Annotated in this window: 17 protein-coding genes and 2 tRNA genes; 13 read left to right on the top strand and 6 right to left on the bottom strand. The window is 57.0% G+C overall.

Annotated elements, in window-relative coordinates; genetic code table 11:
* Positions 1–42: 42 nt before the first annotated feature.
* On the bottom strand, positions 43–2,283 hold the full coding sequence (locus ROSMUCSMR3_RS01405) for a xanthine dehydrogenase family protein molybdopterin-binding subunit (protein ID WP_081506206.1): 2,241 nt from the start codon (positions 2,281–2,283) through the stop codon (positions 43–45).
* 3 nt (positions 2,284–2,286) lie between these two features.
* Positions 2,287–2,748 (bottom strand): (2Fe-2S)-binding protein, encoded by a 462-nt coding sequence (locus tag ROSMUCSMR3_RS01400; RefSeq protein WP_081506205.1) that lies wholly within the window; start codon positions 2,746–2,748, stop codon positions 2,287–2,289.
* A 112-nt stretch (positions 2,749–2,860) separates the two neighbouring features.
* Between ROSMUCSMR3_RS01400 and ROSMUCSMR3_RS01395 the strand changes: the two genes are divergently transcribed.
* The 9 genes from ROSMUCSMR3_RS01395 (at position 2,861) to ROSMUCSMR3_RS01355 (ending at position 16,381) form a co-directional block, all read left to right on the top strand.
* Positions 2,861–3,760, top strand: coding sequence for a hypothetical protein (locus ROSMUCSMR3_RS01395; RefSeq protein WP_081506204.1), 900 nt, complete (start codon positions 2,861–2,863; stop codon positions 3,758–3,760).
* 53 nt (positions 3,761–3,813) lie between these two features.
* Positions 3,814–3,889: transfer RNA gene (locus ROSMUCSMR3_RS01390), tRNA-Thr, on the top strand.
* 18 nt (positions 3,890–3,907) lie between these two features.
* Complete coding sequence (locus ROSMUCSMR3_RS01385; RefSeq protein WP_217521283.1) at positions 3,908–5,365, top strand: DUF6538 domain-containing protein; 1,458 nt, start codon at positions 3,908–3,910, stop codon at positions 5,363–5,365.
* A gap of 137 nt (positions 5,366–5,502) precedes the next feature.
* Positions 5,503–6,828 carry a hypothetical protein gene (locus tag ROSMUCSMR3_RS01380; RefSeq protein WP_081506202.1) on the top strand — a complete coding sequence of 442 codons (1,326 nt, stop codon included), beginning with the start codon at positions 5,503–5,505 and terminating at the stop codon, positions 6,826–6,828.
* A gap of 470 nt (positions 6,829–7,298) precedes the next feature.
* The gene (locus ROSMUCSMR3_RS01375) at positions 7,299–10,292 is read left to right on the top strand and encodes a TrlF family AAA-like ATPase (RefSeq protein ID WP_081506201.1); all 2,994 of its coding nucleotides are present in this window, start codon (positions 7,299–7,301) and stop codon (positions 10,290–10,292) included.
* 426 nt (positions 10,293–10,718) lie between these two features.
* Positions 10,719–11,267: a recombinase family protein gene (locus ROSMUCSMR3_RS01370; protein ID WP_081506200.1), complete on the top strand. Its 549-nt coding sequence runs from the start codon at positions 10,719–10,721 to the stop codon at positions 11,265–11,267.
* A gap of 103 nt (positions 11,268–11,370) precedes the next feature.
* Positions 11,371–11,817 carry a hypothetical protein gene (locus ROSMUCSMR3_RS01365; protein ID WP_081506199.1) on the top strand — a complete coding sequence of 149 codons (447 nt, stop codon included), beginning with the start codon at positions 11,371–11,373 and terminating at the stop codon, positions 11,815–11,817.
* A gap of 184 nt (positions 11,818–12,001) precedes the next feature.
* Positions 12,002–12,322 carry a type ISP restriction/modification enzyme gene (locus ROSMUCSMR3_RS01360; RefSeq protein ID WP_198385563.1) on the top strand — a complete coding sequence of 107 codons (321 nt, stop codon included), beginning with the start codon at positions 12,002–12,004 and terminating at the stop codon, positions 12,320–12,322.
* Positions 12,323–13,198: 876 nt separating this feature from the next.
* Positions 13,199–16,381 carry a Hint domain-containing protein gene (locus ROSMUCSMR3_RS01355; RefSeq protein WP_237183509.1) on the top strand — a complete coding sequence of 1,061 codons (3,183 nt, stop codon included), beginning with the start codon at positions 13,199–13,201 and terminating at the stop codon, positions 16,379–16,381.
* Between the two features lie 238 nt (positions 16,382–16,619).
* Here ROSMUCSMR3_RS01355 and ROSMUCSMR3_RS01350 read toward each other — a convergent pair.
* The 4 genes from ROSMUCSMR3_RS01350 to ROSMUCSMR3_RS01335 all read right to left on the bottom strand — a co-directional run bounded on the left by ROSMUCSMR3_RS01350 (position 16,620) and on the right by ROSMUCSMR3_RS01335 (position 20,333).
* Positions 16,620–16,696: transfer RNA gene (locus ROSMUCSMR3_RS01350), tRNA-Arg, on the bottom strand.
* Between the two features lie 56 nt (positions 16,697–16,752).
* On the bottom strand, positions 16,753–18,144 hold the full coding sequence (locus ROSMUCSMR3_RS01345; RefSeq protein ID WP_008281035.1) for a sensor histidine kinase: 1,392 nt from the start codon (positions 18,142–18,144) through the stop codon (positions 16,753–16,755).
* Between the two features lie 27 nt (positions 18,145–18,171).
* Positions 18,172–19,590: a dihydrolipoyl dehydrogenase family protein gene (locus ROSMUCSMR3_RS01340; protein ID WP_081506198.1), complete on the bottom strand. Its 1,419-nt coding sequence runs from the start codon at positions 19,588–19,590 to the stop codon at positions 18,172–18,174.
* Positions 19,591–19,592: 2 nt separating this feature from the next.
* The gene (locus tag ROSMUCSMR3_RS01335) at positions 19,593–20,333 is read right to left on the bottom strand and encodes a TVP38/TMEM64 family protein (protein WP_081506197.1); all 741 of its coding nucleotides are present in this window, start codon (positions 20,331–20,333) and stop codon (positions 19,593–19,595) included.
* 294 nt (positions 20,334–20,627) lie between these two features.
* Between ROSMUCSMR3_RS01335 and rpmH the strand changes: the two genes are divergently transcribed.
* The 4 genes from rpmH to guaB all read left to right on the top strand — a co-directional run bounded on the left by rpmH (position 20,628) and on the right by guaB (position 22,998).
* Complete coding sequence (rpmH, locus tag ROSMUCSMR3_RS01330) at positions 20,628–20,762, top strand: 50S ribosomal protein L34 (protein ID WP_008281032.1); 135 nt, start codon at positions 20,628–20,630, stop codon at positions 20,760–20,762.
* A gap of 23 nt (positions 20,763–20,785) precedes the next feature.
* Positions 20,786–21,226 (top strand): ribonuclease P protein component, encoded by a 441-nt coding sequence (rnpA, locus tag ROSMUCSMR3_RS01325; RefSeq protein ID WP_081506196.1) that lies wholly within the window; start codon positions 20,786–20,788, stop codon positions 21,224–21,226.
* Positions 21,223–21,471, top strand: a complete 249-nt coding sequence (gene yidD / locus ROSMUCSMR3_RS01320) for a membrane protein insertion efficiency factor YidD (protein ID WP_081506195.1) — start codon at positions 21,223–21,225, stop codon at positions 21,469–21,471. The genes rnpA and yidD overlap by 4 nt, the downstream gene beginning before the upstream one ends.
* Before the next feature lie 78 nt (positions 21,472–21,549).
* Entirely contained in the window at positions 21,550–22,998 is a 1,449-nt protein-coding gene (gene guaB / locus ROSMUCSMR3_RS01315; protein ID WP_008281029.1) for an IMP dehydrogenase, read from the top strand.
* Positions 22,999–23,022 lie beyond the last annotated feature (24 nt).

Raw genomic sequence — 23,022 nt, 5'->3', positions numbered from 1 at the left:
GCGCCTCTTCAAGCACCGGGCGCGGGCGGGGGCAAGGGGCGGTCAGAGGAATTTGACGAATTTATCAAAGGGCATTTCACGCAGGCGTTGCCCCGTGGCGGCAAAGATCGCATTGGCCAGCGCGGGGGCTGCGGGGGGCACGGGTGGCTCTCCGATGCCCTTGATCTTGGGGCCGTTTTCCAGCCCGCGCACGGTGATTTCAGGGCATTGATTGATGCGAAGCGATTGAAATGTATCGAAATTCATCTGCTGTGCTGCGCCACCGGCATAAGTGATCTGACCGTGCATCGCATGGCCCAGACCAAAGAGGACACCGCCTTTGACCAGCCCTTCGAAGTTGATGGGATCTAGGATGCGGCCCACATCGGCGGCGACGAAGACGTGGTCTAGGCGCAGGCCGTTTTCGGTGTTTGTGACCTCGACGACTTGCGCGCAGGGCACACCGAAGGAGAGGCAGAAGGCCACGCCACGCCCTTGATTTTCGGAAAGCGGGCTGCCCCAGTTCGACATCTCGCCCACCGCCTCGAGCACCTGCCGCGAGGGGGCGTGATTGCAGAGGCGCAGGCGCTCGGCCAAGGGATCGGCCCCGGCGGCGTGGATCAATTCGTCAAGCAGGCTGTCGTGAAAAAAACCGTTGGACGAGGCCCCGACCGAGCGCCAAGACGAGATTGGGGCCAATTCGGGCGCACGGTATCCGGTGACACGGTAGTGAGGAATATCAAAGGGTTGATCCCATGCCCCGGCGACGATTTGCAGGTCTGGACCGGGGGCGGGGATGCCTTGGCGGCCCATTTGCGAGGCGAGAACCGAGGGCATGGCGATGCCCAGATCATAGGCCGCGACCTGACCGTTGGCGACGCGCCCGCGCCCGCGCGCCATAGCGATCTGGCGGGGGAAGTCGTGGGTCATATCCTCTTCACGGGAATAGGTGAGTTTCACGGGCCTGCCGGGCAGTTCCATGGCGATGCGAGTGGCGTGGCGCGTCACCTCGTCTTCGAGGCGGTGGCCAAAGCTGCCGCCGATCATCAGGGCGTGAACGTGGATTGCGTCAGGCGTAAGGTTTGTAAGCTTTGCCACGTTATTTTGTACAAAGCGCGGCACTTGGGTGCCGGTCCAGATATCGACCCGGTCGGGTGTGTAGAGCACGGTCGCGTTCAGCGGCTCAAGCGGGGCGTGGGCGAGGTAGGGCGCGCGGTATTCGACCTCAAAATCGGAGCCCTCTGAGAGGGCGGTTTCCACATCGCCCGCGTCGCGGAATTGGCTGTCTTGGCGGTCGGGGGTGAAACTGTCGGAGAGGGCCTGCCAATGGGCGTCCATCTCGGGCGGGATGGGGGCGGGGCCCCATTCAACGGGGATGGCGGCGACCGCCTGCATTGCCCGCCAAGTGTTGTCGGCGATGACGGCGACGCCTTCGGGTAGGGCCACGACCTTGATCACGCCGCGCATCGCGAGGGCGGGGGTGGCATCATGGCTAAGGCGTGCGCCGCCCATAGCAGGGTTGAGGCGCAACGCGGCATGGGCCATATCTGGGAGGGTGACGTCGATGCCGTAGCTTTGCGTGCCGGTGGATTTGGCGACGATGTCGATCCGTTGCATCGGTTGGCCGATCAGGCGCCATTCGGAGGGCGCGCGCAGGGTGACATCGGTTACGGGATCGGTGTTTGCGGCCTCGGCGGCAAGGCTTTGGTAGCTGAGACCGGTGCCATCGGGCAGGATCACCGCGCCACGGTCGGTGCGTAAATCGGTTACGGAGATGTTATGCAGCCGCGCGGCGGTGGCTTTGAGCGTTTCGCGCGCGACGGCCCCGGCGTGGCGCAGTTTGTCGTAACTATCAGGCACGGTGGTGGACCCGCCGGTGATCTGCATGCCCAGAAATTTCATCGGCGCGTCGGCAAGGCCGCGCACGGTTTCGGCAAGCCAGCTATCGTCGGTGGCGCGGAAGGGCACGGCATCGCCCGACAGGGCGGTGTTGTAATAGGCGGGGCTGGGGGGGCCGGGATCGGTTTTGATCTGGTCCAGATCCACATCGAGTTCTTCGGCGATCAGGGCCGCCTGGAGGGATACCGCCCCTTGCCCCTTGTCGGCGCGGGGGGTGGTGAGGGTGATCGCGTCCGAGGTGATCAGCACATAGGGGGTGAGGGCCGTCGCCCCCTCGGGCAAATCGGTCAAGAGCGGATTGGCATAGGGCGTCTTGTACCGCCAGACACCGAAGGCCACGCCGCCCGCAATCGCGGCGGAGCCGATCAGGAATGTGCGGCGGGCGATGGTTTTGGCGCGACCCATGAGTCATGCCCCCTTGAGCGTGCGCGCGGCGGTTTTGACCGCCTCGCGGATGCGCGGATAGGTGCCGCAGCGGCAGAGATTGCCGGAGAGTGCGTCGTCAATCTCGGTATCGGTGGGATCGGGGGTTTCACTCAGGAGGCTTGCGGCCTGCATGATCTGGCCGGACTGGCAATAGCCGCATTGCGCCACCTGATGCGCGATCCACGCGGCCTGCACGGGATGCGGCACGTCGGGGGTGCCCAGCCCCTCGATCGTGGTCACAGGCCCCCAGACATCGCCCACCGCCACCTGACAGGAGCGGGTGGCCACGCCGTCAATATGGACGGTGCAGGCACCGCACTGGGCGATGCCGCAGCCATATTTCGGCCCGGTGAGGCCCAGAACATCGCGCAGCGCCCACAGGAGCGGCATCTCGGGTTCGAGATCCTCAAGAGAATGTGCGGTGCCGTTGACGGTGAGTTGCATGGGTGGCCTTTGTGACAGGGATAGGGTCAAGGATAAACTGATCGGTTCAGTTGTCCAGATGGCATGGCAATTGCTGTTTCACTCGGGCGCAAAGACCGTATAGTGAGGGGCAATGATCCAAGAGACCGGAAAACGGATGCAGGTTGTCATTCACGCAGGCGCCCATCACACTGACGAGGACAGGCTGATCAACTGCCTGTCCGCCAATCGCGAGATGCTGGCGCGTCACGGAACCAATGTTCCCGATCCGCAGCGCTATCGCCGTTTGGTACGCGATGTATTGCACCACGCGCAGGACTCGGGGCTTGCCCCGGATGCGCGTGATGTTTTGGTGGATGCGATCAGCAACGAGGGGGCTGTGGATCGGCTGGTCCTGTCCAATCCGGGGTTTTTCGGCACGCCCAAGATGGCGGTTAATGGCGGCGTATTGTACGGCGCGGCCGAACATCGGTTGAACCTGTTTCGGCAGTTGTTTCCGGATGATCATCTGGAACTGTTTATCGGGGTGGTCAATCCGGCGACGTTCCTGCCGCCTCTTCTGAAAGAGACAGACTTTGACACGGTGGAGGCGCTGTTGCGGGGCCATGATGCGGCGCATCTGCGCTGGTCCGAGTTGATCACGCGGGTGCTGCGGCATCATCCGGATATTCCAGTGACGGTATGGTGCAACGAAGATACGCCACTGATCTGGAGCCAGGTTGTGCGGGAAATGGCGGGCATTGATCCGACGGTCGCATTTGAAGGGGAATTCAGCCTGATCGAAGAGATCATGACCCCGGCGGGGCGTGAGCGGTTTCGCGGCTATCTGGCGTCGCATCCCGGCCTGACCGAGGTGCAGAAGAGGCGGGTGGTGGCGGCCTTTCTTGACAAGTTCGCCGATGAGGCGGCGATCGAAGAAGAATTGGATGCGCCGGGCTGGACCGATGCGCTGGTGGCCAAACTGACGGAACTCTATGATGAGGACCTGTATACGATCCAACGCATGCAGGGTGTTCAAGTTATCACGCCCTGAGCACGCGATTTCTGCTTGCAGAGGTGGAAAGGCTTGGCTAATCAGGCGCGCAAGCCCCTATAGCTCAGCTGGTAGAGCAACTGATTTGTAATCAGTAGGTCCGCGGTTCGAGTCCGTGTGGGGGCACCACAAATCCGGCATTTGTTGTTGAATATCAATGACTTAGGGTATTTCTGGTTGTCTCAAGGTGACACAGAAGGTATCGCAATGTCTGTAGTCGTCCTAGAAGTCGGAGCATATGTGCTCATGGCAAAGTACCTTTTTCAGAAAAAGGGCAGTGACCTGTTCTATTTTCGTCGACGGATTCCCGATGATGTTCGACGCCATTATCCGAATCGGACCAATAGTTACTTGATCGAATCCTTGCAAACCAAGGACAGGGCTTCCGCTGCCAAGCTGGCCCATCGCAAAGCTTTGGAACAAGATGCCTTATGGAAAGCAATTCGAAGTGGAGATGTAGCGGAGGGGCCGGAACGTATAGAAGCGGCAAAAGCGCTACTTGCGTCCTATGATCTAAAGCCGGGACAGCATAAGTCGTTTGAGGCGGTAGGTTTGGAGCCAGACGAGTTTTTAGAAGAACTGCGGTTTCAAGCTGGTGCTCGGGATTCGACAGAGAGTAGGCCCAACTGGCATGAAGATTTGCCGCCAGTGCATAGGCTTGCGGGCGACCTTTTTTACGGGGCAAAAGAACCGATCTTCCTTTCGTCAGCTCTTAAAGAATTCCAAAGCCTGAAAGGTGAGGATGAATCGTCTAGAGCGGGAACGGATCGAGTACGTGTCGTCAACGATTTCATTGAGTGTTATGGCGATCTTCCGATTGTTCAGTACAGCCGGGAAAATGCCAATGCCTTTGTCAAACACTTGGCCGCAAAAGGTAACAAGACAGCGACCATCCAGCGCCGCATAAACTCTATCCGTCCTGTCTTCAGGACAATGTGTAGGGAATACGAGTTAGAGGATCGGCGGATTTTTGAGGGGATTAATATCCCTAACCTCGGGCAAGATACCAAGGACCGACTTCCCTACACCTTGAATGAGATTTCTATGATCCAGAAAGCCTGTAGGGCACGGGATGATGACATTCGATGGATCATTGCGTTGCTCTCGGACACTGGGATGAGGCTCAGCGAGGCAACAGGGCTGATGACCAACGATTTGGTTTTGGACAGCCCAACGCCTCATGTCATCCTTAGGCCAAATAAAGTCAGGCGACTGAAAACGAATGGTTCTGAAAGGACTGTTCCATTGGTCGGGGAGGCATTGTGGGCGGCAGAGCGAGCCGTACAAAAAGCTCAAAATGGGTTCCTGTTTCCACGCTATATCGACTTCACTAAAACACCGCCTTCTCACAAGGGCACATATGCATCCAATGCGCTGACCAAATGGCTCAGAGGCTTATCCATCGCTGAAAAGGATCAAAAGGGAACACATTCCTTTCGGCATAGCGTGCAGGATCGGCTGAGAGAGGCGCAGGTGCCAGAGGAGATCAGGAACGTCATCTGTGGCTGGACCAACAAAGGCATCGGCTCGGCTTATGGGCAAGGCTATAGCATCGCTAAACTGACCGAACACATGAGAAAGATTGCTCTTGATAGTTCCGATTGATGGGACGTGCAGCCCAAATCCCTTTCGAGACAAAGAACAACGCGCGGTCCTAACCAACCCTCATCAAATGGTTGCTTTGGACTGGGTCCAATGCAGACACGCAACGCGAGAGAACGCCGAAGGAAACGGAGGCAGGCATGAAGATCAAAACCCCTGACAGAGATGTACTGAACAAGGCCAAGATGGCAAATTTCAACCGTGCAGCAAAGACTGCCCCGGCGAAGAACTGGGTTGACTGGCTGGTCAGGCAAACCTTGGCTTACGAAGCTGCGCATGACCCTCGAAAACGAGTGCGTCAAAGGAAAGCCCATGATGGATTTGAAGCAGCCATAGGAGCCTTGGGTGCTGATCTACTCCGAGCCTATGGGCATGAGGAGGCGGAGGGGTTCATGTATCGGCCAATGCATCGGGAAGAACTGGCGGACACCTTTGTTACCTCTGACAGTTTTGATAAGCTTATAAAATTCTGGGGAGGGCTTGGCTGGCTGGAAATGACGGGCCACATCAATTCAACTGACGACTGGGAAGGCCAAGACATACCGGGATATTCCAAAGTGAGACGATACCGGGCAACTGCATCCTTTGTCGCGTCAGCACAAGAATTTCAGCTTACGCCAGACACGATGACCGACAACTTCGAAATCAGTCACAAACACGCTGATCTTGTTCAGGTTCGAAAAACAAGCAGGAGGGCATATGGTCAGAAAACAAGTGGACAGCGTGTTCGGCCAAAAGGGCCAAAGGTCGCCGATCAGAAAAGGCTCATGCAGCGCCTAAATCAGGGACTCTTGGCTCATACCTACAGCTTAAAGGAGCCGCCGATGATGCGCCGTTTGTTCAACTGCGCTGATCGTGCTGGTTTTGATTTCAACCTCGGTGGCCGGTTCTACTGCATATCAAGCGACAATTGGATGGACATGCCAAAGCCGGAACGCAAAAAGATCATGATCGACGGAGAGACTACCTCTGAAATCGACGTAAGCGCCAGCCACCTTTTCATTCTCTATGCGCTACATGGTGAGCATCTGGACTATGGCTCAGACCCGTATCGCGTTGCTGACTATCCCCGTGAAGTCATCAAGCAAATCGTTGTGTCAATGATTGGCGCAGGCAAGGTGCCGGAAAGATGGCCAAAGGATTTCAACGCCGCATATAAGGAGGAGCATGGGCATCTGCCAAATGATGACTACAAGCTCAAAGACGTGGTTACGGCAATATTGAGGAAACACCCAATCCTAAAGAAACTAAAGAAAGACAAGCTCGACTGGGCAAATCTTCAATTCGAAGAATCTGAGTGCTTTCTTTCAACCATGCTGGAGCTTCATGAATTATACGACGTCACGTCTCTGCCCATCCATGACAGCTTGATCGTCCGACAATCTGACAAGACAATGGCTGAAAGGGTTTTGGGGCAAGCCTATAAATTCAGGTTTGGGCATGTCCCAAAAATCAAAACGGCATAGGGGTGAGTGAGGGCCTAGGGGTCGAAGGTCTAGTCTAGGGGATATACTATTGTAGGGGCTATGATGGTATTGAAATAGACACCTCATCTACGACTGATTTTATTCATTTAAGGAGCACATTGGCATTACTATGAAACGTAAGAGCGTTTGGACCTAGGCCGCCGTGCTCTGGGCAAATTAAGAAGGCTCCTATCATGCAGCATTAGACATTACGCGCGCGGAGCTGCCGTTCTCTGCACGGCGCACAAATGACTGGGATGCGCAGAAACTGGACTTTGGAAAGTTCGGCGCGGTGGCTCTCTGCAGTCATTATACCGGTTGGCCTTGGTTTTCGAGTTGCATCTGGCTTCCTACCCTTTCATTCAACATGCGCTCTTTCCACCCGCGCAACTAAAGCGTGATTGAATTCCATAATCCTTCGGATAGATTGCAGCTCGGACACTAGAGAGTATTTTTTAGGCAGATAGAATATGACGGTCAATTCTAAGCAAGGTTCCATTTGGCGACGTTGGGACCTCCACCTCCATACCCCTGAAACAAAGCTCGCCAATCACTACAAGGTCGAGGTTGGGGATGTCTGGGATACATATTTGGATGCCCTTGAAGCTTCAAACATCCAAGTCTTTGGCCTCACAGACTATTTTAGCTGCGAGAACTACTTCATTGCCGTCAAGAAATACCGCGCGCGTTTTCCAGAGGGCAAGAAGGTTTTCTTTCCGAATATTGAACTCCGACTTTCGGATGCAATTGGAAAAGCGGGCAACAGCCCGGACATGCATGTGCTCTTTGACAACAATCCAGACGTTTGCCCTCAGGCGAAGATCGAGACCTTTCTTCAAAACCTCAAAACTCATCTCACTGATGCGAGCGGTGTTGAGGTTTCCTGCGCTGATCTCGCCTCCAAGGGAAATTACGATGAGGCAACAGTGAGCCTCAAAGATATTCGTAGCGCACTAATGAAGACCTTCGGTGAGTCGAAGCCCTACCTTCTGATCTTCCCAGCCAAGAATGATGGGATGAAGTCGCAGGATACGGGATCACCGCGAAAAGTCAGCATTGCTGAAGAAATCGATAAGACTGCGCATGGTTTTTTTGGTGGAAGCGATAGCACCGGGTATTTCCTTGAAACGGAGCGATACAAGGAAGGAGAGGCAAAGAAGAAGCCAGTTTTTGACGCTAGCGATGCACACAGTTTTGATGACCTAGAGCGCCTCAGTGGTGATGTTACCGGCTATGAGGCAACTTGGATCAAAGCGAACCCTAGCTTTGAGGGCCTCAAGCAGACACTCTTCGAGCCGGAAGCTCGGGTGTTCATCGGAGAGGAACCTCCTGTACTACAGCGGAGGAGTAAAGAAGCGACAAAGTTCATTGATCATTTGAGAATAGAGAAAGTTCCGGCCTACGGGAACGAGAATGGATTGTGGTTTAGGAAGGTCGATGTTCCGCTCAATCCTGAGCTCACAGCGATTATTGGTAACAAAGGAAGTGGAAAAAGCGCTCTAGCCGACATTCTCGGACTTCTAGGAGATTCCCGCGCAGAAGATAGCTTTTCGTTCCTAGCAAATTCTCGCGGAAACATAAAATTCAAACAGCGAGGGTATGCGGAAAACTTCCATGCAACGCTTACCTGGGCGGATGGAAATTCAGTTTCAAAGAACCTCAGCGAGGGCGTTCGGCTCACAGAACCCGAAAAGGTCAAATACCTCCCTCAGAACTACTTCGAAACGCTGACCAATGAAATTCAAGAAGTTCGCCAGTTTCAAACCGAGATCGAAAACGTTGTATTTTCACATGTTGAAGAGACTGACCGTCTAAACCAGAGCAGCTTCAAGGAACTCGAAGAGCTTAAAACCCAGGAAAGCCGAGAAAAAGTCAGTGACTTTAAGCAGAAGCTTCGCGAGTTGAATCATAGGCTTGACGAGCTAAAGAGCCGAAGTAAGCCAGAATTTAAGGACACGCTGCAAAGGGAGCTTGAAAAGCTCAAGGCTGAGTTCAAGGCGCTCGAAGCCTCCGCACCGGCTGAGGTTCAAAAGCCTTCTGAAGAGAGTCCTGATCAGCAAGCTATCAACGGGAAGATCGAAGCGTTCAGTACATTGCTTATTGACCTTGAAGCGCGAAGAAAGGAACTGACTGGAAAACTTGCAAATGCGAAGGAACGGTCAGAAAAGCTTAAGCGTTTGTTCGGCAAACTCAGCGAACTCCGGGTCTATGTCCAGAGTGAAAAGGAGAGTTTCGCGGCCCTCTGCAAGGAACTTGGCCTCAAAGCAGATGAAATCATCATGCTCAGTTTCGACACCTCATCGCTTATTCAGCTCAACAGTTCGATAAAGGATGAAATTGCAACGCTCACGACAGACAGCAATCTTCAATTCCCCGAGGAAGAAGTATTTGGGAAAGCGCGAGAATACTATAGCGTTCCAGACGTTGACGCGGTGATAGAGGCGCTGAAACAAAAGATTTTATCGTTAAGAGAGCAACTGAGTGCTCCGGGTAAGAGGTATCAGACCTATCTCCACAAGATAGCTGAACTCGAAAAACAAAAGGCTACTCTTCTTGGGGATGAAGAGCAGCCCGCACCAAAAACGATCCGTCATACGGAAAACCAAATCACGTATATCGAGCAACAGCTCGCATCGGAAATTGCCGCACTCGATGCAGAGCGCAAGACCATTTCGAAGAATATCTTTCAAGCGAAAGAGCTGATCCTTTCCTTCTATACGGAACTCAAGCAAAGCGTCGAAGACAAGCTGTGCATCTTCAAGGAAGACAATTTTCACGTAAGCCTTGAGGCGTCCTTTGTTCTTACCACCAACTTTTCTGACCGATTTTTCGAGTTTATCAGCAAATCGGCTCGCGGCCCATTCCAGGGAGATGGGGAAAAGGTCCTTCGAGACTTCGTATCCGAAGTGGATTGGGGGAATTTTGAGTCTGTCTATAGTTTTTGCGAGATGGTCCTGGAGAAAGTCGAGGAACATGATGTTGCAAAGCAAATCAGGCAGAATAAAACGGGCAAGGAATTCTGTGACTTCCTGTTTTCACTCGATTTCATCCAAACGATGTACGAGTTGCGGCTTGGGGACAAAAACCTTCCCCAGCTATCTCCAGGCGAGAAGGGTCTTCTTCTCTTGGTTTTCTATCTTCATCTTGACATGGAGAACACGCCTCTCGTTATCGATCAGGCTGAAGACAACCTGGATAACGACAGTATCTTCTCTGTCCTTGCTAAGTGCATTCGTAGCGCGAAAAAGAACCGTCAGGTCATCTTGGTGACACACAATCCCAACCTGGCTGTTGGGGCGGACGCTGAGCAGATAATCTATGTCCAGCTAGAGAAGCACAAAAACTACAAATTCTCTTACGAATCTGGAGCTATCGAAGAACCTCGAACCAATGGCAATGTGGTGAAAGTTCTTGAAGGTACGAAACCGGCTTTCGTACAGCGACGGCTTAAGTACCAAATCTAGCGATAACCTGGTCAAAACTCGACCTAAATATCCGCCGCGGTCTATGAGCTGCTGCGAAGGGCTGGTTTCCGCCCTGGCACCCGAAAACCCATGTCCACTTTGGGCTGGAACCGTTCATACGCGGCACTAGGCACGAAGGCCGTTCTATTCTGCTCCTAAGCCTTCAGAATGTCGTCGATAACAAATCTCAATAATAAGTCCAATAATAACACCTCTTTTTTGAAGTCGATTTTTCTAACCCCCCACCCCTTCCAGAACTCATGAAAAACCCAATGCCCAGCGCCTCAAAGGCCTGCCAATAGACCTTGCCCATGTGTCAGCCTCAGAAGGTGGCGCGATAGCCTGTAAGTGAAGTCGGTTTCGGCTTTTGGCAGACACCCTGCCTCAACATCTTAACTATCAATGGCAGACAAGGAGGGCAATCAAATGCTCATCGGATACGCACGGACATCGACCCTAGAACAGAAAGCAGGCTTAGAGGCTCAGAGAGAGTCACTGAGGGTCATTGGCTGTGAAAGGGTGTGGGAGGAGCAAACAAGCTCAGTCGGCCTCAGGGAGTCGCTCAGGGACGCTGTGGGCTTCTGTCGGGATGGCGATACTTTGGTGGTGACAAAACTGGACCGATTGGCACGGTCTGTGCGACATCTCGGGGAAATCATCGAAGAGCTTGACGGCAAGAATGTCGGCCTTCGCATCCTCGACCTAGGCTTGGACACCACTAACGCTACGGGCAAGCTGATGCTCAATGTCCTAGGGTCTGTCGCTCAGTTTGAACGGGAAATGATGCTGGAACGTCAGCGCGAAGGCATCGCCAAGGCAAAGGCTCTGGGCAAATACAAGGGGAGAAAGCCCACTGCAATCCTGAAGGCCGATGCAGTTCAAAGCCTCTTGCGTGCTGGAGAGACGAAACGAGGAATTTCAAAAAAGCTTGGAATTTCAGAGCGCTCAGTTCACCGCATCTGTTCGATGAAGTGAAGTTTGAGCGTCTTTCAAGGGCAAAACCTACAAAGCTGCACACCATCAAGGATCACTTTCCTTTTTGAAAAGCAGCATACACACGCAAACAAAAGAGGAAAACATGAACATGAAAGCTATGATGCTTATTTGGGTGCTCAACCTATTTGCTTCGACAAGCCTATGGGTTCCAGAGGCCAATGCAGACTATCCAAAACCCCTTTCTGAACATGTCGGAGAAAGCGACCTGTCTTACATCGCGAATAGATGTGGTGGTTTGGTCGTTTCGATACTGTCTGTCTCTGGCGAAGAAAGCAGCGTTTCAAGCCATTTAGCCAGCATATACGAGTTCTATCAAGGGTACTCGGTGCTTTATCTAGGAGAAACGCAAGGCTTGTCAGATGGCGATGCAGTCAGAAGCGTTTTGAGAAACTTCAAGGAATTTGCGCGCGTTTACGTAGAGTACTTGAATGCTTCATACGTCGCGACAGGGGAGTATGTTACTGACCCGCTTGTGCTGGGTGACATCTCGACGTGTTCGGGGATCAAAGACCATATACAAGGCAACTGAGAGTAGGCCTCTGAGTGGTCAGTCTATCGCGTAACAGCGATGGCTGTATGGATGTTGTTGTTATTGCCTCTTGGTTGGCTACATTTAGTGGAGGACTAACGCTGGCCAAGGGGCAACTTACAACGGCAATCTGTTATTAAGGCGCATCCACTGTTCTTTTCTTCTAAACAGGTCACCCAAGCCTGTGCTCAAGGCCGACAAGGACGCGGGCACGATCACCCTCGACAGTGAAACCACCCTATCGGGCATCCCCGAGGCGTGCTGGGACTACAAGCTGGGCAACCGCTCGGGGCTGGAATGGATACTTGACCAGTACAAGGAAAAGACACCCAAAGACCCGACCATTCGCGAGAAATTCAACACCTACAAGTTTGCCGATTACAGGGAACAGGTGATCGACCTGATCACAAGGGTCACTCGGGTGAGCGTCGAGACCATGGCCATCACAGAAGCCATGAAAGCGGCCAAGAGGGAATCGAATCCAGAGGTGGTTGCTCAGGAATGATGATTCTACTGGGGCGGTCTTGGATGCAAAGGTCTGAGAAGAGGTGACACAAAGGGTAGCAAGGCAATTTGAGGCGTCTTGATAAATACATAAATATCATATAGATAAAGGCAATATTCCCTGCAATCTTCACCGTGTGGGGGCACCATTTCCCAAAATGTGATCAAGACGGCGGCAGGCTTAGGCCGGTCATGCGGATGTGTGGCCGGGGATGTTATCCACAGCTATTCAGAGATTCGCGGCTATCTTTGGAGAGTCGTGTTTCCAATCTGGCAACAGAGACGTTTTGTGTGGTGCATTGTTGCCGAATTTTCCGCTCTGCCTTTTTTTAAACACAGAGGCGCCCTGAAGCCCGTGTTTGCGCGGATATGTCATGGGATCCGAAACAAACACACGCTATGCGTGTGAGTCGTGCTGAAATCCGAGCGTTTTTCTTTAATTTCGCGTAATTTTTGATGAATCCCTGCCCAGAGACAGAAACAGTTGGCGTGTCTTGGGAGGGGGATTTGTGGCGATAACAAGGCCAAAATTAACCTAAGAGGCGTATTTTCGGCACGTTTGCGCCAGATTCCACTTGGGCCAGACTATTCAAAAGGATAATGTCTGGACAGCCCATCTGGGGGGTCATGTCTGTAGGTCGCGGGGGCGACCGCACAAAACCAACGCGATGTTTCGTGGAAAGCTGCCGCAATCCCCGACTCTTTAATGATCGCTGTTATTGGAAGTTTTGGGCTGTTTCGTCCCGTTGTGTAATGCCGTTGGGCATTCCTTCCCTTTGGTTCTGTGCCGGTCGCTCTTGTTCCGTTGAATCGGGATCGATGCAGGCGTTTTGAACAGGGTCGCAAGCATGTGTCGGTGAGGCACGGGAGATGGAACATGGCAATTAACAGAGTCGACGGCGACAATTCCGGAAATAGAATTGATATTGCCTACGCGGGCGATCCCGAGGGGGATCGGATTGATGCAAATGATGCGCCCGACGGGTCTAACGATGACGTCGTGGACGGATTTGGCGGCGATGACACCATTCTAGCGGGTGCTGGTAACGATACGGTATTTGCCGGATCGGGAAGCGACTCGGTCGAGGGCGGCGCGGGCAATGATCTGTTGGTGGGCGACACGCCCGATGCGACGGCGGGTGCGCGGGAAGTGTTCCAGTGGAGCGAGGCGCCCGATCCCAATGGTGCCGATCCGATCGACGCGGGCGATCCAATCACAGCGTTTACCCAGAATACCGGCTCTGTCGATGTGACCTTTTCGGTGCTGACCAGCACAGTGACCGATGATACCACCTTTGCTGACAATCCGCAGAATGTGACAGGGGTTGTCACGGATGGCACCGTGGCTGATGGGGGCAGTTCGCTGTCGGCGGATCTGGCGGCGCCGGGATCGACCGATCTCAAGCTTGAATTCTCGTCCGAAGTTTCGAATGTTTCGTTCAATATCAATGACCTTGATGGCACAGAGAATGTGCAGATCTTTGCCTTTGACGCGGCGGATAACCTGATCCCCGTGACCCTTGTCGGCGGCTCTGCCGTGACGGTGCTGAGCGCGGAGCAAGCGATGGGTGCGGGGTCGGGCACCGATGATGGTCCGGCGCATAGTCTTACGGTTTCGATTGCGGGACCGGTATCGCAGCTTGTGATCCGGTATTCTGATGCCGATGGCACATCGGATGGTCTGAATGTCACGGATGTATATTTCGGGCTGACGGGGGGCGTGGTCGATGCCGGATTGCCGGGCGACGATACGCTGGTTGGCGGCGAGGGTGACGATACGCTCTTGGGTGAGGCCGGGAACGATGTTCTGTCGGGCGGTGCCGGTGCGGACAATATCTCTGGCGGGGCTGACGAAGACTTGATCATCGGCGGCACGGCAGGCGATGTGGTGGATGGCGGCAGCACGGGCGTGGACAATGACACGCTTGATCTGCGCGGTGCAGGCCCCCTGCGCGTGGTGGATGAGACGGTTGATCCGGATGGCAATTCGACCTCTGGTCGGGTCGAATTTCTGGGCAGCGATGGGGCTGTGACCGGCGACATGACCTTTGCCGAGATCGAAAACCTGATCCGGCCCGACAATACCGTGCCGGATGCTGTCAATGACGACGGTGTCACGACAGGATTTGAAACAGAGGTTACGATTCCGGTTCTGGCCAATGATACCGATGCGGATTTCGACCCGCTGTCGGTGACAGGAGCCACGGATGGGGCCAATGGCACCACCACGGTCAATGGCGACGGCACCGTGACCTATACGCCGAACGCCGGGTTCAGCGGCACGGATACGTTTGATTACACGATTTCGGATGGCAATGGCGGCACCGATACGGCCACCGTGACAGTCACGGTGGGCATCGCCCCGCCGCCGCCGCCGCCCACCCGTGACGGGATTGTGGATGGCACTGCTGGAGACGATCTGATTGATCTGGGCTATGCAGGCGATCCGGACGGCGATTTCGTTGACAACGATGACGCGCTTTTGCCGGGGGCTGCGCCGAATGATGACAGCATCCGGGCGGGTGCCGGGGATGACGTGGTCTTTGCCGGGGTTGGCGATGATCAGGTTGACGGGGCTGACGGGGCTGATCTGATCTTTGGCGAGGATGGCTCTGATACGATTGACGGCGGCGCGGGCAATGACACCATTGATTCCGGCACTTCTACGTCGACCTTGCCTTTGCCTGATCTTGGTTTTGGCACCACGGTGCCGGCCGATCTTGATCCCGAGAATGACCGCGATCTGGTGTTTGGCGGTGATGGCGACGATGTGATCACCACCGGCGACGATGCGGATACGATTTCCGGCGGGGCCGGGGCGGATTTGATCGACGGGGGCATTGATGCCGATGTGATCGACGGCGATGACGGCAATGACACGCTGATCGGTGGCGAAGGGTCTGACACGATCAACGGCGGTGCCGGGGACGATGTGATCTTTGGCGGGCTTGAAGAAGGCTTTCCCGACTCGATCAATATTCCTGATGCGACCGATCCGGAGCCGGGCAATGGCCGGGACCTGATCGACGGTGGCGATGGCAATGACACGATCTTTGGTCAGGACGATGATGACACAATTCTCGGCGGTGCCGGGGATGATGTGATCGACGGTGGCATTGACGACGATTTCATCGTGGGCGCTGACGGCAACGACTCTTTGATTGGTGGTCAGGGGGATGACACGATCACCGGCGGTGCCGGCAATGACACGATCAGCGGTGGTCTGGGTGCAGATCGTCTTGTTGGCCTCGATGACCGCGATGTGTTCGTCGATGTTGGCGCGGGTGACACGATTGATGGTGGCACCGGCGGCGACGATTTTGACACGCTCGACCTGCGCGGTCTGGGTCGGTTCGAGATTGTCGGGCAAACAACGGACCCGGACGGCGATTCGACCTCGGGCACGGTCAACTTCCAGGATCGTGATGGGACGGTTACCGGATCTTTGGTGTTCGGCGAGATCGAGAACCTTATTCCTTGCTTTACCCCCGGCACGGCGATTGCCACGCCGCGTGGCGAAAAGCTGGTGGAAGAGTTGAAGGTTGGAGACAAGGTGATTACCCGCGACAACGGTCTGCAAGAGATCCGTTGGATCGGTCAGCGGGGGCTGAGCGGGGACGAATTGGCGCGCTCGCCGCATCTGCGCCCAATCCTGATCCGTGCCGGTTCGCTGGGGCATGGTTTGCCGGAGCGGGACATGCTTTTGAGCCCGCAGCACCGCATCCTGCTCAATTCGGATCGTGCCGCGCTCTATTTCGAAGAGCGTGAGGTGTTGGCCGCGGCCAAGCACCTGATCGGGATCGAGGGTGTGAGCCAAGTCGAGACACGCGCAGCGACCTATATCCACTTTATGTGCGATCAGCATGAGGTGGTTCTGTCGAACGGCACCTGGACCGAGAGTTTCCAACCCGGTGAGCAGGTTCTGGACGGCATGGGCGCGGCACAGCGGGACGAGATCTATGACCTCTTCCCGGAGTTGCGCGCAGTCGAGGGGATCGAAGCCTATCAGGCGGCGCGGCGCTCGCTCAAGCGGCATGAGGCGCAATTGCTGGTACGCTGAACGGCGGGCCTGATTGTTATCAAAACGTGGACAATCCCGGTTAAGAGCCGGGATTGTTTCGTTTTGATGGGTGGTTTGCGAGGGGCAGCTGGGGCAGGGGCGTGAGGGGTGTTTTGTGCGCAGAGGGGCGGCAAAGCACCGCATCTTGCATCGACACGCCTAGGCAAACGCCCCAGATTTTTGGGCCAGCGGGCAGATCAGATTGTTAGAAGAATTTCAGCTGGATCAAGGGGATAAGTGGCGGACCGAGGAGGATTCGAACCCCCGACCCCTTGATTCGTAGTCAAGTACTCTATCCAGCTGAGCTATCGGTCCGTGAGGGCAGCAATTAGACTCTGACGTCGGGCAATGCAAGGGCGTTTTGGAAGAAATTATGACGTCGCGCCGAAATTTCCCTTGGGCAGGGTGATACAGAAGGCGGTGCCCGTGGCGTCGCTGCGTTCGAGAATGAGCGTGCCGCCATGGCCGCGCACCAGTTCTGCGGCGATGGTCAGGCCAAGGCCGCTGCCGCCCTTGGTGGTGCCGCCCTGAAAGGGTTTGAAGAGATGTTCGCGCGCCCGTCGTGGCAGGCCGGGGCCGGTGTCCGCAACGCGGATCATCCATTCGGCGGCATCCTCATCGGCCATCACGCTGATCTCGCCGGGGCGGCCACTATTGACGATGGCTTGGCGGGCGTTGCGCACGAGGTTGCCGATGATGCGATAGAGCTGTTCGGCATCGGCCAGCACGACGAGGTCGCCGGGCACATCCTCGGCAAAGCTGACATCGGCATCGCCTGCGGCGAGACGCTCGCTGTCGATCACATCGGCCACGACATCCGCGAGATAGAGGCGGGCAAAGACGGGCCCCGGCTCTTCGGCCTTGCCATAGGCCAGCGTGGCTTCGCACAGATGCACGGCGCGGGTGAGGGCGTTGATGAGTTTGGGGGCGAGGCGTTTGACGGTGGGATCTTCGCTGGTTTCGATCCGGTCGGTGAAAAGCTGGGCGGAGGTGAGGATATTGCGCAGGTCATGATTGACCTTGGCGACGGCCCCGCCCAGCTGGGCGAGATGCTCTTTTTGCTTGAGGGCGCCGGTGAGTTGGGTTTGCAGAGATTGCAGGGTTTCCTCGGCCTCGCGCAGTTCCTTGACGCGGGCGGTGGGGCGCAGCACGCGGCGCACATCCTCGGGGGCGGCGGCATAGGTCTGCATGGCGGCAACCACGCGCTTGATCGGTTTGACGAGGGTCACGCGCACGGCGAGAAAGAGCAGCACAGCCGTGAAGATGGAAATCACCAGCGAGAGCCAGAGGATGCGCAGGCCGTAGTCGATCATCGCTGCGCGCAAGCCGGAGGAATCGAGGGTGATCTCGATCAACATCCCGCCCATGCGCACCGGCTCGCCGATGACACGGATGATCTGGCGGTCGGGTGTGACGAGCCGCATCATGGCATCGCGGATCAGGGTAATGGCGGGGGCGTCGCGCAAGTCGAAGGTTTGCGCCACGGGTTCGGGCACGGGGGAGGACAGGATCAACTGGCGGGCATCATCGCGCAGCAGCACGACGTTGAACACCTCGGCGTTGCGCAAGAGTTCTTCTTGCAGGTCAGGCGTTACCTCTTCATCGGCCAGAAGCACGAGCGAGGCGATTTGGGACCGTTCCAGCCGGGTCAGCAGGTAATCTTCGCGAAAGCGGGCGATGGAGGGGACAAAGATCAAAATCTCGGCCAACATCACGAAAATGGCCGTCAGGATCAGGAAGCGCCCGGAAAGCGAATTCAGCAAAATGTCCCCTCCCGAGGATGGCTGCGATCAGGGTAGCCAGCGTTGCACAAAGCCAACGATACGCTTGACGCCTGCGCTGTCAAACAGGCGGGGCGAGAAATAGGCCCCGGCGGCGCGTTTGTTGATTTCGCCCATGGTGGGGTAGGGGGCAACCATATTGGCCACGTGTTTCATCTTGAGCCCGTTGGCGAGGACGAGCGCCCAGAGATTGATGAGTTCGCCCGCTTGCGCGCCCGCGATAGAGACACCGACGGGGCGGCCGCGCACCACCATGACCTTGATCAGACCGGCTGTTTTGCGGTCTGCAATGGCGCGGTCGTTGTGGGAATAATGGAAGCGGACGACTTCGAGATTGCCGCCGTGTTCCTGCCGCGCCTGAGCCTCGGTTAGCCCGACTTGGGCCAGTTCGGGATCGGTGTAGGTGGCCCAAGGAATGTGATCGGTGCGATTCTTCGCGGGCAGACCCAAGAGCGCCTGACGGATGATGAGGCCCGCGTGATAGCCCGCAACATGGGTGAATTGCAGCCCGCCCGCGACATCGCCAATGGCATAGACGCGGCGGTTGGTGGTGCGCATGGACGCATCGACCTTGATGCCGCGTTTGGTGGTTTCGATGCCTGCGGCGTCGAGATTGAGGCGATCTGTGTTGGACTTGCGGCCCACGGCCATGAGCAGGTGAGAGCCTTTGAAAATGCGCCCGTCTTTGGCCTCGATCTCGATGGTGCCCGCCTGTCCGCGAATTTCGGCGGCCAAGGCCCCTTCTTCGATCTGGATGCCCTCGGCGCGGAATTGGTCGATCACCACGGCGGCCATTTCGGGATCGTCATTGCCGAGCACCTTGGCCCCCTCGATCACCGTTACGGCGCAGCCCAAGCGGCGGTGCGCCTGCGCCATTTCCATGCCGATCGGGCCGCCGCCCACAACGAGCAGATGGTCGGGGCGTTCGCGCAGATCAAAGAGGGTTTCGTTGGTTTCATAAGGCACGGTGTCGAGCCCCGGAATGGGCGGGACGAAGGGCGATGAGCCGGTTGCAATGACGATGCGGCGGGCGGTGATGATGTGCTCGCCGGCCTTGACATCGGTCGGTGAGAGGAATTCGCCGTAGTCACGCAGAACGCGCACGCCCAAGCCTTCGAAGCGCTCTTGGCTGTCGACGGGTTCGATCTGGGCGATGATATCTGCCACATGGTCCTTGGCGGCAGCGTAATCCACCTTGGGGCTTTGGTCCGCGATGCCGAATTGGGCGGCGTGCGATTGGGCATAGGCCGCTTTGCCGCTGGCGATCAGCGCCTTGGAGGGCACGCAGCCAAAGTTGAGGCAGTCGCCGCCCATCTTGTGCCCTTCGAGCAGGATCACGTTTGCGCCCATTTGCACTGCGCCAGCGGCCAGCGACAGGCCGCCGGAGCCGGCCCCGATGACCAGAAGATCGGTCTTCAATCGTGTCATGTTCAGATTTCCTTTTTGCCACGCAGGGCCTTGAGGATCATCGGCATGGCGGCAAGCGCGCTGAGGCCCAGAATAGGCCCGATGATTTGGGGTTCCCAGAGCAGGGAAAGATCGGGGGTTCCACCCCGGTCAAACACCTCGCCCAAGCCCACGCCAATCCAAGTGAAGACAACGGCACCGGGAATGATGCCCAACACGGTGGTGAAGGCGAAGTTGAAAAAGCGCACGCCGACCAGAGCGGGCAAGAGATTGGCCACGAAAAACGGCACGGCTGGAACGAGGCGCATGAGAAAGAGCACGCTGATCTCGTTCTCATGCAGCCCTTCCTTGAGCCGTTTGAGCGTGCCATCGGAGGTTTCGAGCTTGGCGGCTAGGGTTTGGCCCAGCCCGGCGCGGGCCGCAAGAAAGATGGCGAAGGCCCCGAGTGAGGCGGCGATCACGTTAAAGCCTGTGCCCAGCACGAGGCCGAAGAGAAAGCCGCCCGTGACCGAAGCCACCGCCGCGCCGGGAAGCGAAAAGGCCACGATCACGAAATAGATTGCGATGAAGGCGAGCGCCATCAGGGTGATATTCGCGTCGCGATAGGCGAGGAGCGCCTCGCGATTGTCGCGCAGCGTATCGAAGGTGAGATAATCGCGGAGCGTGATGAACCCGACCACCGCTACGATCAGAATGATCGCCAGCGGCAGATGCCGTGCGACGGAGGGCTTTGCCCGTTTGCTGTTGCCTGTACTGTGATCCATGATCGCTATCGTCTCGCTTTGGGTTGGGCCTCTGACATCTAGTTGCATGCTGCGGGTGCCCTGCGCCAGTGGCCTCACGCGGGGGTGATCATGGGTGATGGGATGACGCGGTGTTGGGCCTGTGTTATGCAGAGTTTGTAACATTCATTGGCCCGGTTGGAGCATGTTTTTGTTGCAAATCTCTGGCCCGGGGTTTGACACGGGAAAATGGGCGCTCTATAGGACGGGCTTCGGATAGATATGATCGTTGCGCGATTCCTCAGACGCGTGGCCCAATAAGTCGGAGACGGAGCGATGAAACGCACCTTTCAACCCTCGAACCTCGTTCGCAAGCATCGCCACGGTTTCCGTGCGCGTATGGCAACCAAAGCTGGCCGCAAGATTCTGAATGCGCGCCGTGCACGGGGCCGCAAGTCGCTCTGCGCATAAGCGCGCGCGATAGCGAGACGAAAATGACACCGCCGGAGGCCCCCCGCAGTGATGCAGGGATAACGCCACCGGCGGTTTCGTCATGTTCACCGCGAGCCACTGAGCCGCAAGGCCATGTACCGGAAAAATGGACAGTGCTGCGCAAGCGCGCTGATTTTCTGGCGGCGGCGCGGGCGCGGCGGCAGGGCACCGGATCAATGCTGGTGCAGGGGCGTGACCGGCGCGATGGTGATACGGCAATCCGGGTTGGGTTTACCTGTTCCAAGAAGGTTGGCAATGCCGTGGCGCGCAACCGTGCCAAGCGGCGGCTGCGCGCCTTGGCGCGCGAGCTTTTGCCCGCTCAGGGCCTGCCGGGATGGGACTATGTGCTGATCGGCAAGGCGGAAGAGACCGGCGCGCGCCCCTATGAGGCGCTTAAGCGCGATCTGTCTTATGCGCTGCGCAAGCTGTCGGGGGGGGCATGAGCCCGCTTGCGCATGTGCTGGCGCTGCCTATTCGGGCCTATCGGCTGATCCTGAGCCCTTGGGTGGGCTGGCATTGCCGCTATCATCCGACGTGCAGCCAGTATGCGCTGGACGCGCTGGAAAAGCATGGCGCGTTGCGCGGGGGGCTGTTGGCGGGCTGGCGTATCCTGCGGTGCAACCCCTGGGGACAATGTGGCCATGACCCGGTGCCCGAGCCGCGCAAGAGGCGGGGCGCTGCGGAATAAAAGGACGAATCGCCCTTTTACCTCATGCCTATCCATGCAATAGGGAAGCGCCAAACGAGCTGTCCATGGAGATATGCGATGGAGATTCGCGAGGCCCTCACCTTTGATGATGTTCTGCTGGTGCCGGCGGCATCGAGTGTGCTGCCCAACACGGCGGATACACGGACGCGCGTGACGCAATCCATCACGCTGAACATTCCACTTTTAAGCTCGGCCATGGATACCGTGACCGAGGCGCGCATGGCGATTTCCATGGCGCAATCGGGTGGCATGGGGGTGATCCATCGCAACCTGACCATCGAGGAACAGGCGCGCGAGGTGCGCCGCGTGAAGCGGTTCGAAAGCGGGATCGTCTATAATCCCATCACGCTCAGCCCCGATCAGACGCTGGCCGATGCCAAGGCGCTGCAGGACCGCTATAACGTCACGGGTTTTCCGGTGGTGGATGAGACCGGGCGCGTGGTGGGGATTGTGACCAATCGCGACATGCGCTTTGCCGAGGATGACCGCACGCCGGTGCGGGTGATGATGACGAGCAATGATCTGGCGATCCTGCAAGAGCCTGCGGATCGCGACGAGGCCAAGAGCCTGATGAAGGCGCGGCGGATCGAGAAACTGCTGGTGACAGACAAGGCGGGCAAGTTGACCGGCCTTTTGACGCTGCGTGACACAGAGCAAGCGGTGCTCAATCCGACGGCCTGCAAGGATGATCTGGGTCGGTTGCGGGTGGCGGCGGCGTCAACCGTCGGCGATGCCGGGTTCGAGCGGTCGCAGGCGTTGATTGATGCGGGCGTCGATATGGTGGTGATCGACACTGCGCATGGCCATTCCGAGGGCGTGGCGCGCGCTGTTGAGCGGATCAAGGCGCTGTCCAATGCCGTTCAGGTGGTGGCGGGCAATGTCGCCACAGCCGAGGCCACGCGCGCCCTGATCGGGGCCGGGGCCGATGCCGTCAAGGTGGGGATTGGCCCTGGCAGCATCTGCACCACGCGGATGGTGGCGGGTGTGGGCGTGCCACAGCTGACCGCTGTGATGGACAGCGCGCGCGCCGCTGGCGACGTGCCGGTGATCGCCGATGGCGGGATCAAGTTTTCGGGTGATTTCGCCAAGGCGATTGCGGCGGGTGCGTCTTGTGCCATGGTGGGCAGCATGCTGGCGGGCACCGATGAAAGCCCCGGTGAGGTCATTCTATATCAAGGGCGGTCGTTCAAGGCCTATCGCGGCATGGGGAGCCTTGGGGCCATGGCGCGCGGTTCGGCGGATCGCTATTTTCAAAAGGATGCCGCCAGTGACAAGCTGGTGCCCGAGGGTGTCGAGGGCCAGGTGCCCTACAAAGGCGCTGCGGGAAGCGTGATCCATCAGCTTGTGGGGGGGCTGCGGGCCGCGATGGGCTATACCGGCTGTGCCACGGTCGAAGAGATGCGCCATAACTGCCAATTCGTGCGGATCACCGGTGCGGGTCTCAAGGAAAGCCATGTGCATGATGTGCAGATCACCCGTGAGAGCCCGAACTATCGGATTGGCTAGGGTTTTCATTGTGTTGTGCGGTGT

Origin of the sequence: Roseovarius mucosus, assembly GCF_002080415.1 — a bacterium.
Lineage (GTDB): Bacteria > Pseudomonadota > Alphaproteobacteria > Rhodobacterales > Rhodobacteraceae > Roseovarius > Roseovarius mucosus_A.
Note: the sequence above shows the minus strand (reverse complement) of the source record. Positions and strands in the feature narration are given on the sequence as shown.

Coding starts and splice junctions, on each gene's coding strand:
- ROSMUCSMR3_RS01400 (WP_081506205.1), bottom strand. CDS start 2,748: ATGCAACTCACCGTCAACGGCACCGCACATTCTCTTGAGGATCTCGAA.
- ROSMUCSMR3_RS01335 (WP_081506197.1), bottom strand. CDS start 20,333: ATGGATCACAGTACAGGCAACAGCAAACGGGCAAAGCCCTCCGTCGCA.
- ROSMUCSMR3_RS01370 (WP_081506200.1), top strand. CDS start 10,719: ATGCTCATCGGATACGCACGGACATCGACCCTAGAACAGAAAGCAGGC.
- ROSMUCSMR3_RS01405 (WP_081506206.1), bottom strand. CDS start 2,283: ATGGGTCGCGCCAAAACCATCGCCCGCCGCACATTCCTGATCGGCTCC.
- yidD (WP_081506195.1), top strand. CDS start 21,223: ATGAGCCCGCTTGCGCATGTGCTGGCGCTGCCTATTCGGGCCTATCGG.
- ROSMUCSMR3_RS01340 (WP_081506198.1), bottom strand. CDS start 19,590: ATGACACGATTGAAGACCGATCTTCTGGTCATCGGGGCCGGCTCCGGC.
- ROSMUCSMR3_RS01380 (WP_081506202.1), top strand. CDS start 5,503: ATGAAGATCAAAACCCCTGACAGAGATGTACTGAACAAGGCCAAGATG.
- rnpA (WP_081506196.1), top strand. CDS start 20,786: ATGACACCGCCGGAGGCCCCCCGCAGTGATGCAGGGATAACGCCACCG.
- ROSMUCSMR3_RS01375 (WP_081506201.1), top strand. CDS start 7,299: ATGACGGTCAATTCTAAGCAAGGTTCCATTTGGCGACGTTGGGACCTC.
- ROSMUCSMR3_RS01365 (WP_081506199.1), top strand. CDS start 11,371: ATGAACATGAAAGCTATGATGCTTATTTGGGTGCTCAACCTATTTGCT.
- rpmH (WP_008281032.1), top strand. CDS start 20,628: ATGAAACGCACCTTTCAACCCTCGAACCTCGTTCGCAAGCATCGCCAC.
- ROSMUCSMR3_RS01355 (WP_237183509.1), top strand. CDS start 13,199: ATGGCAATTAACAGAGTCGACGGCGACAATTCCGGAAATAGAATTGAT.
- guaB (WP_008281029.1), top strand. CDS start 21,550: ATGGAGATTCGCGAGGCCCTCACCTTTGATGATGTTCTGCTGGTGCCG.
- ROSMUCSMR3_RS01395 (WP_081506204.1), top strand. CDS start 2,861: ATGATCCAAGAGACCGGAAAACGGATGCAGGTTGTCATTCACGCAGGC.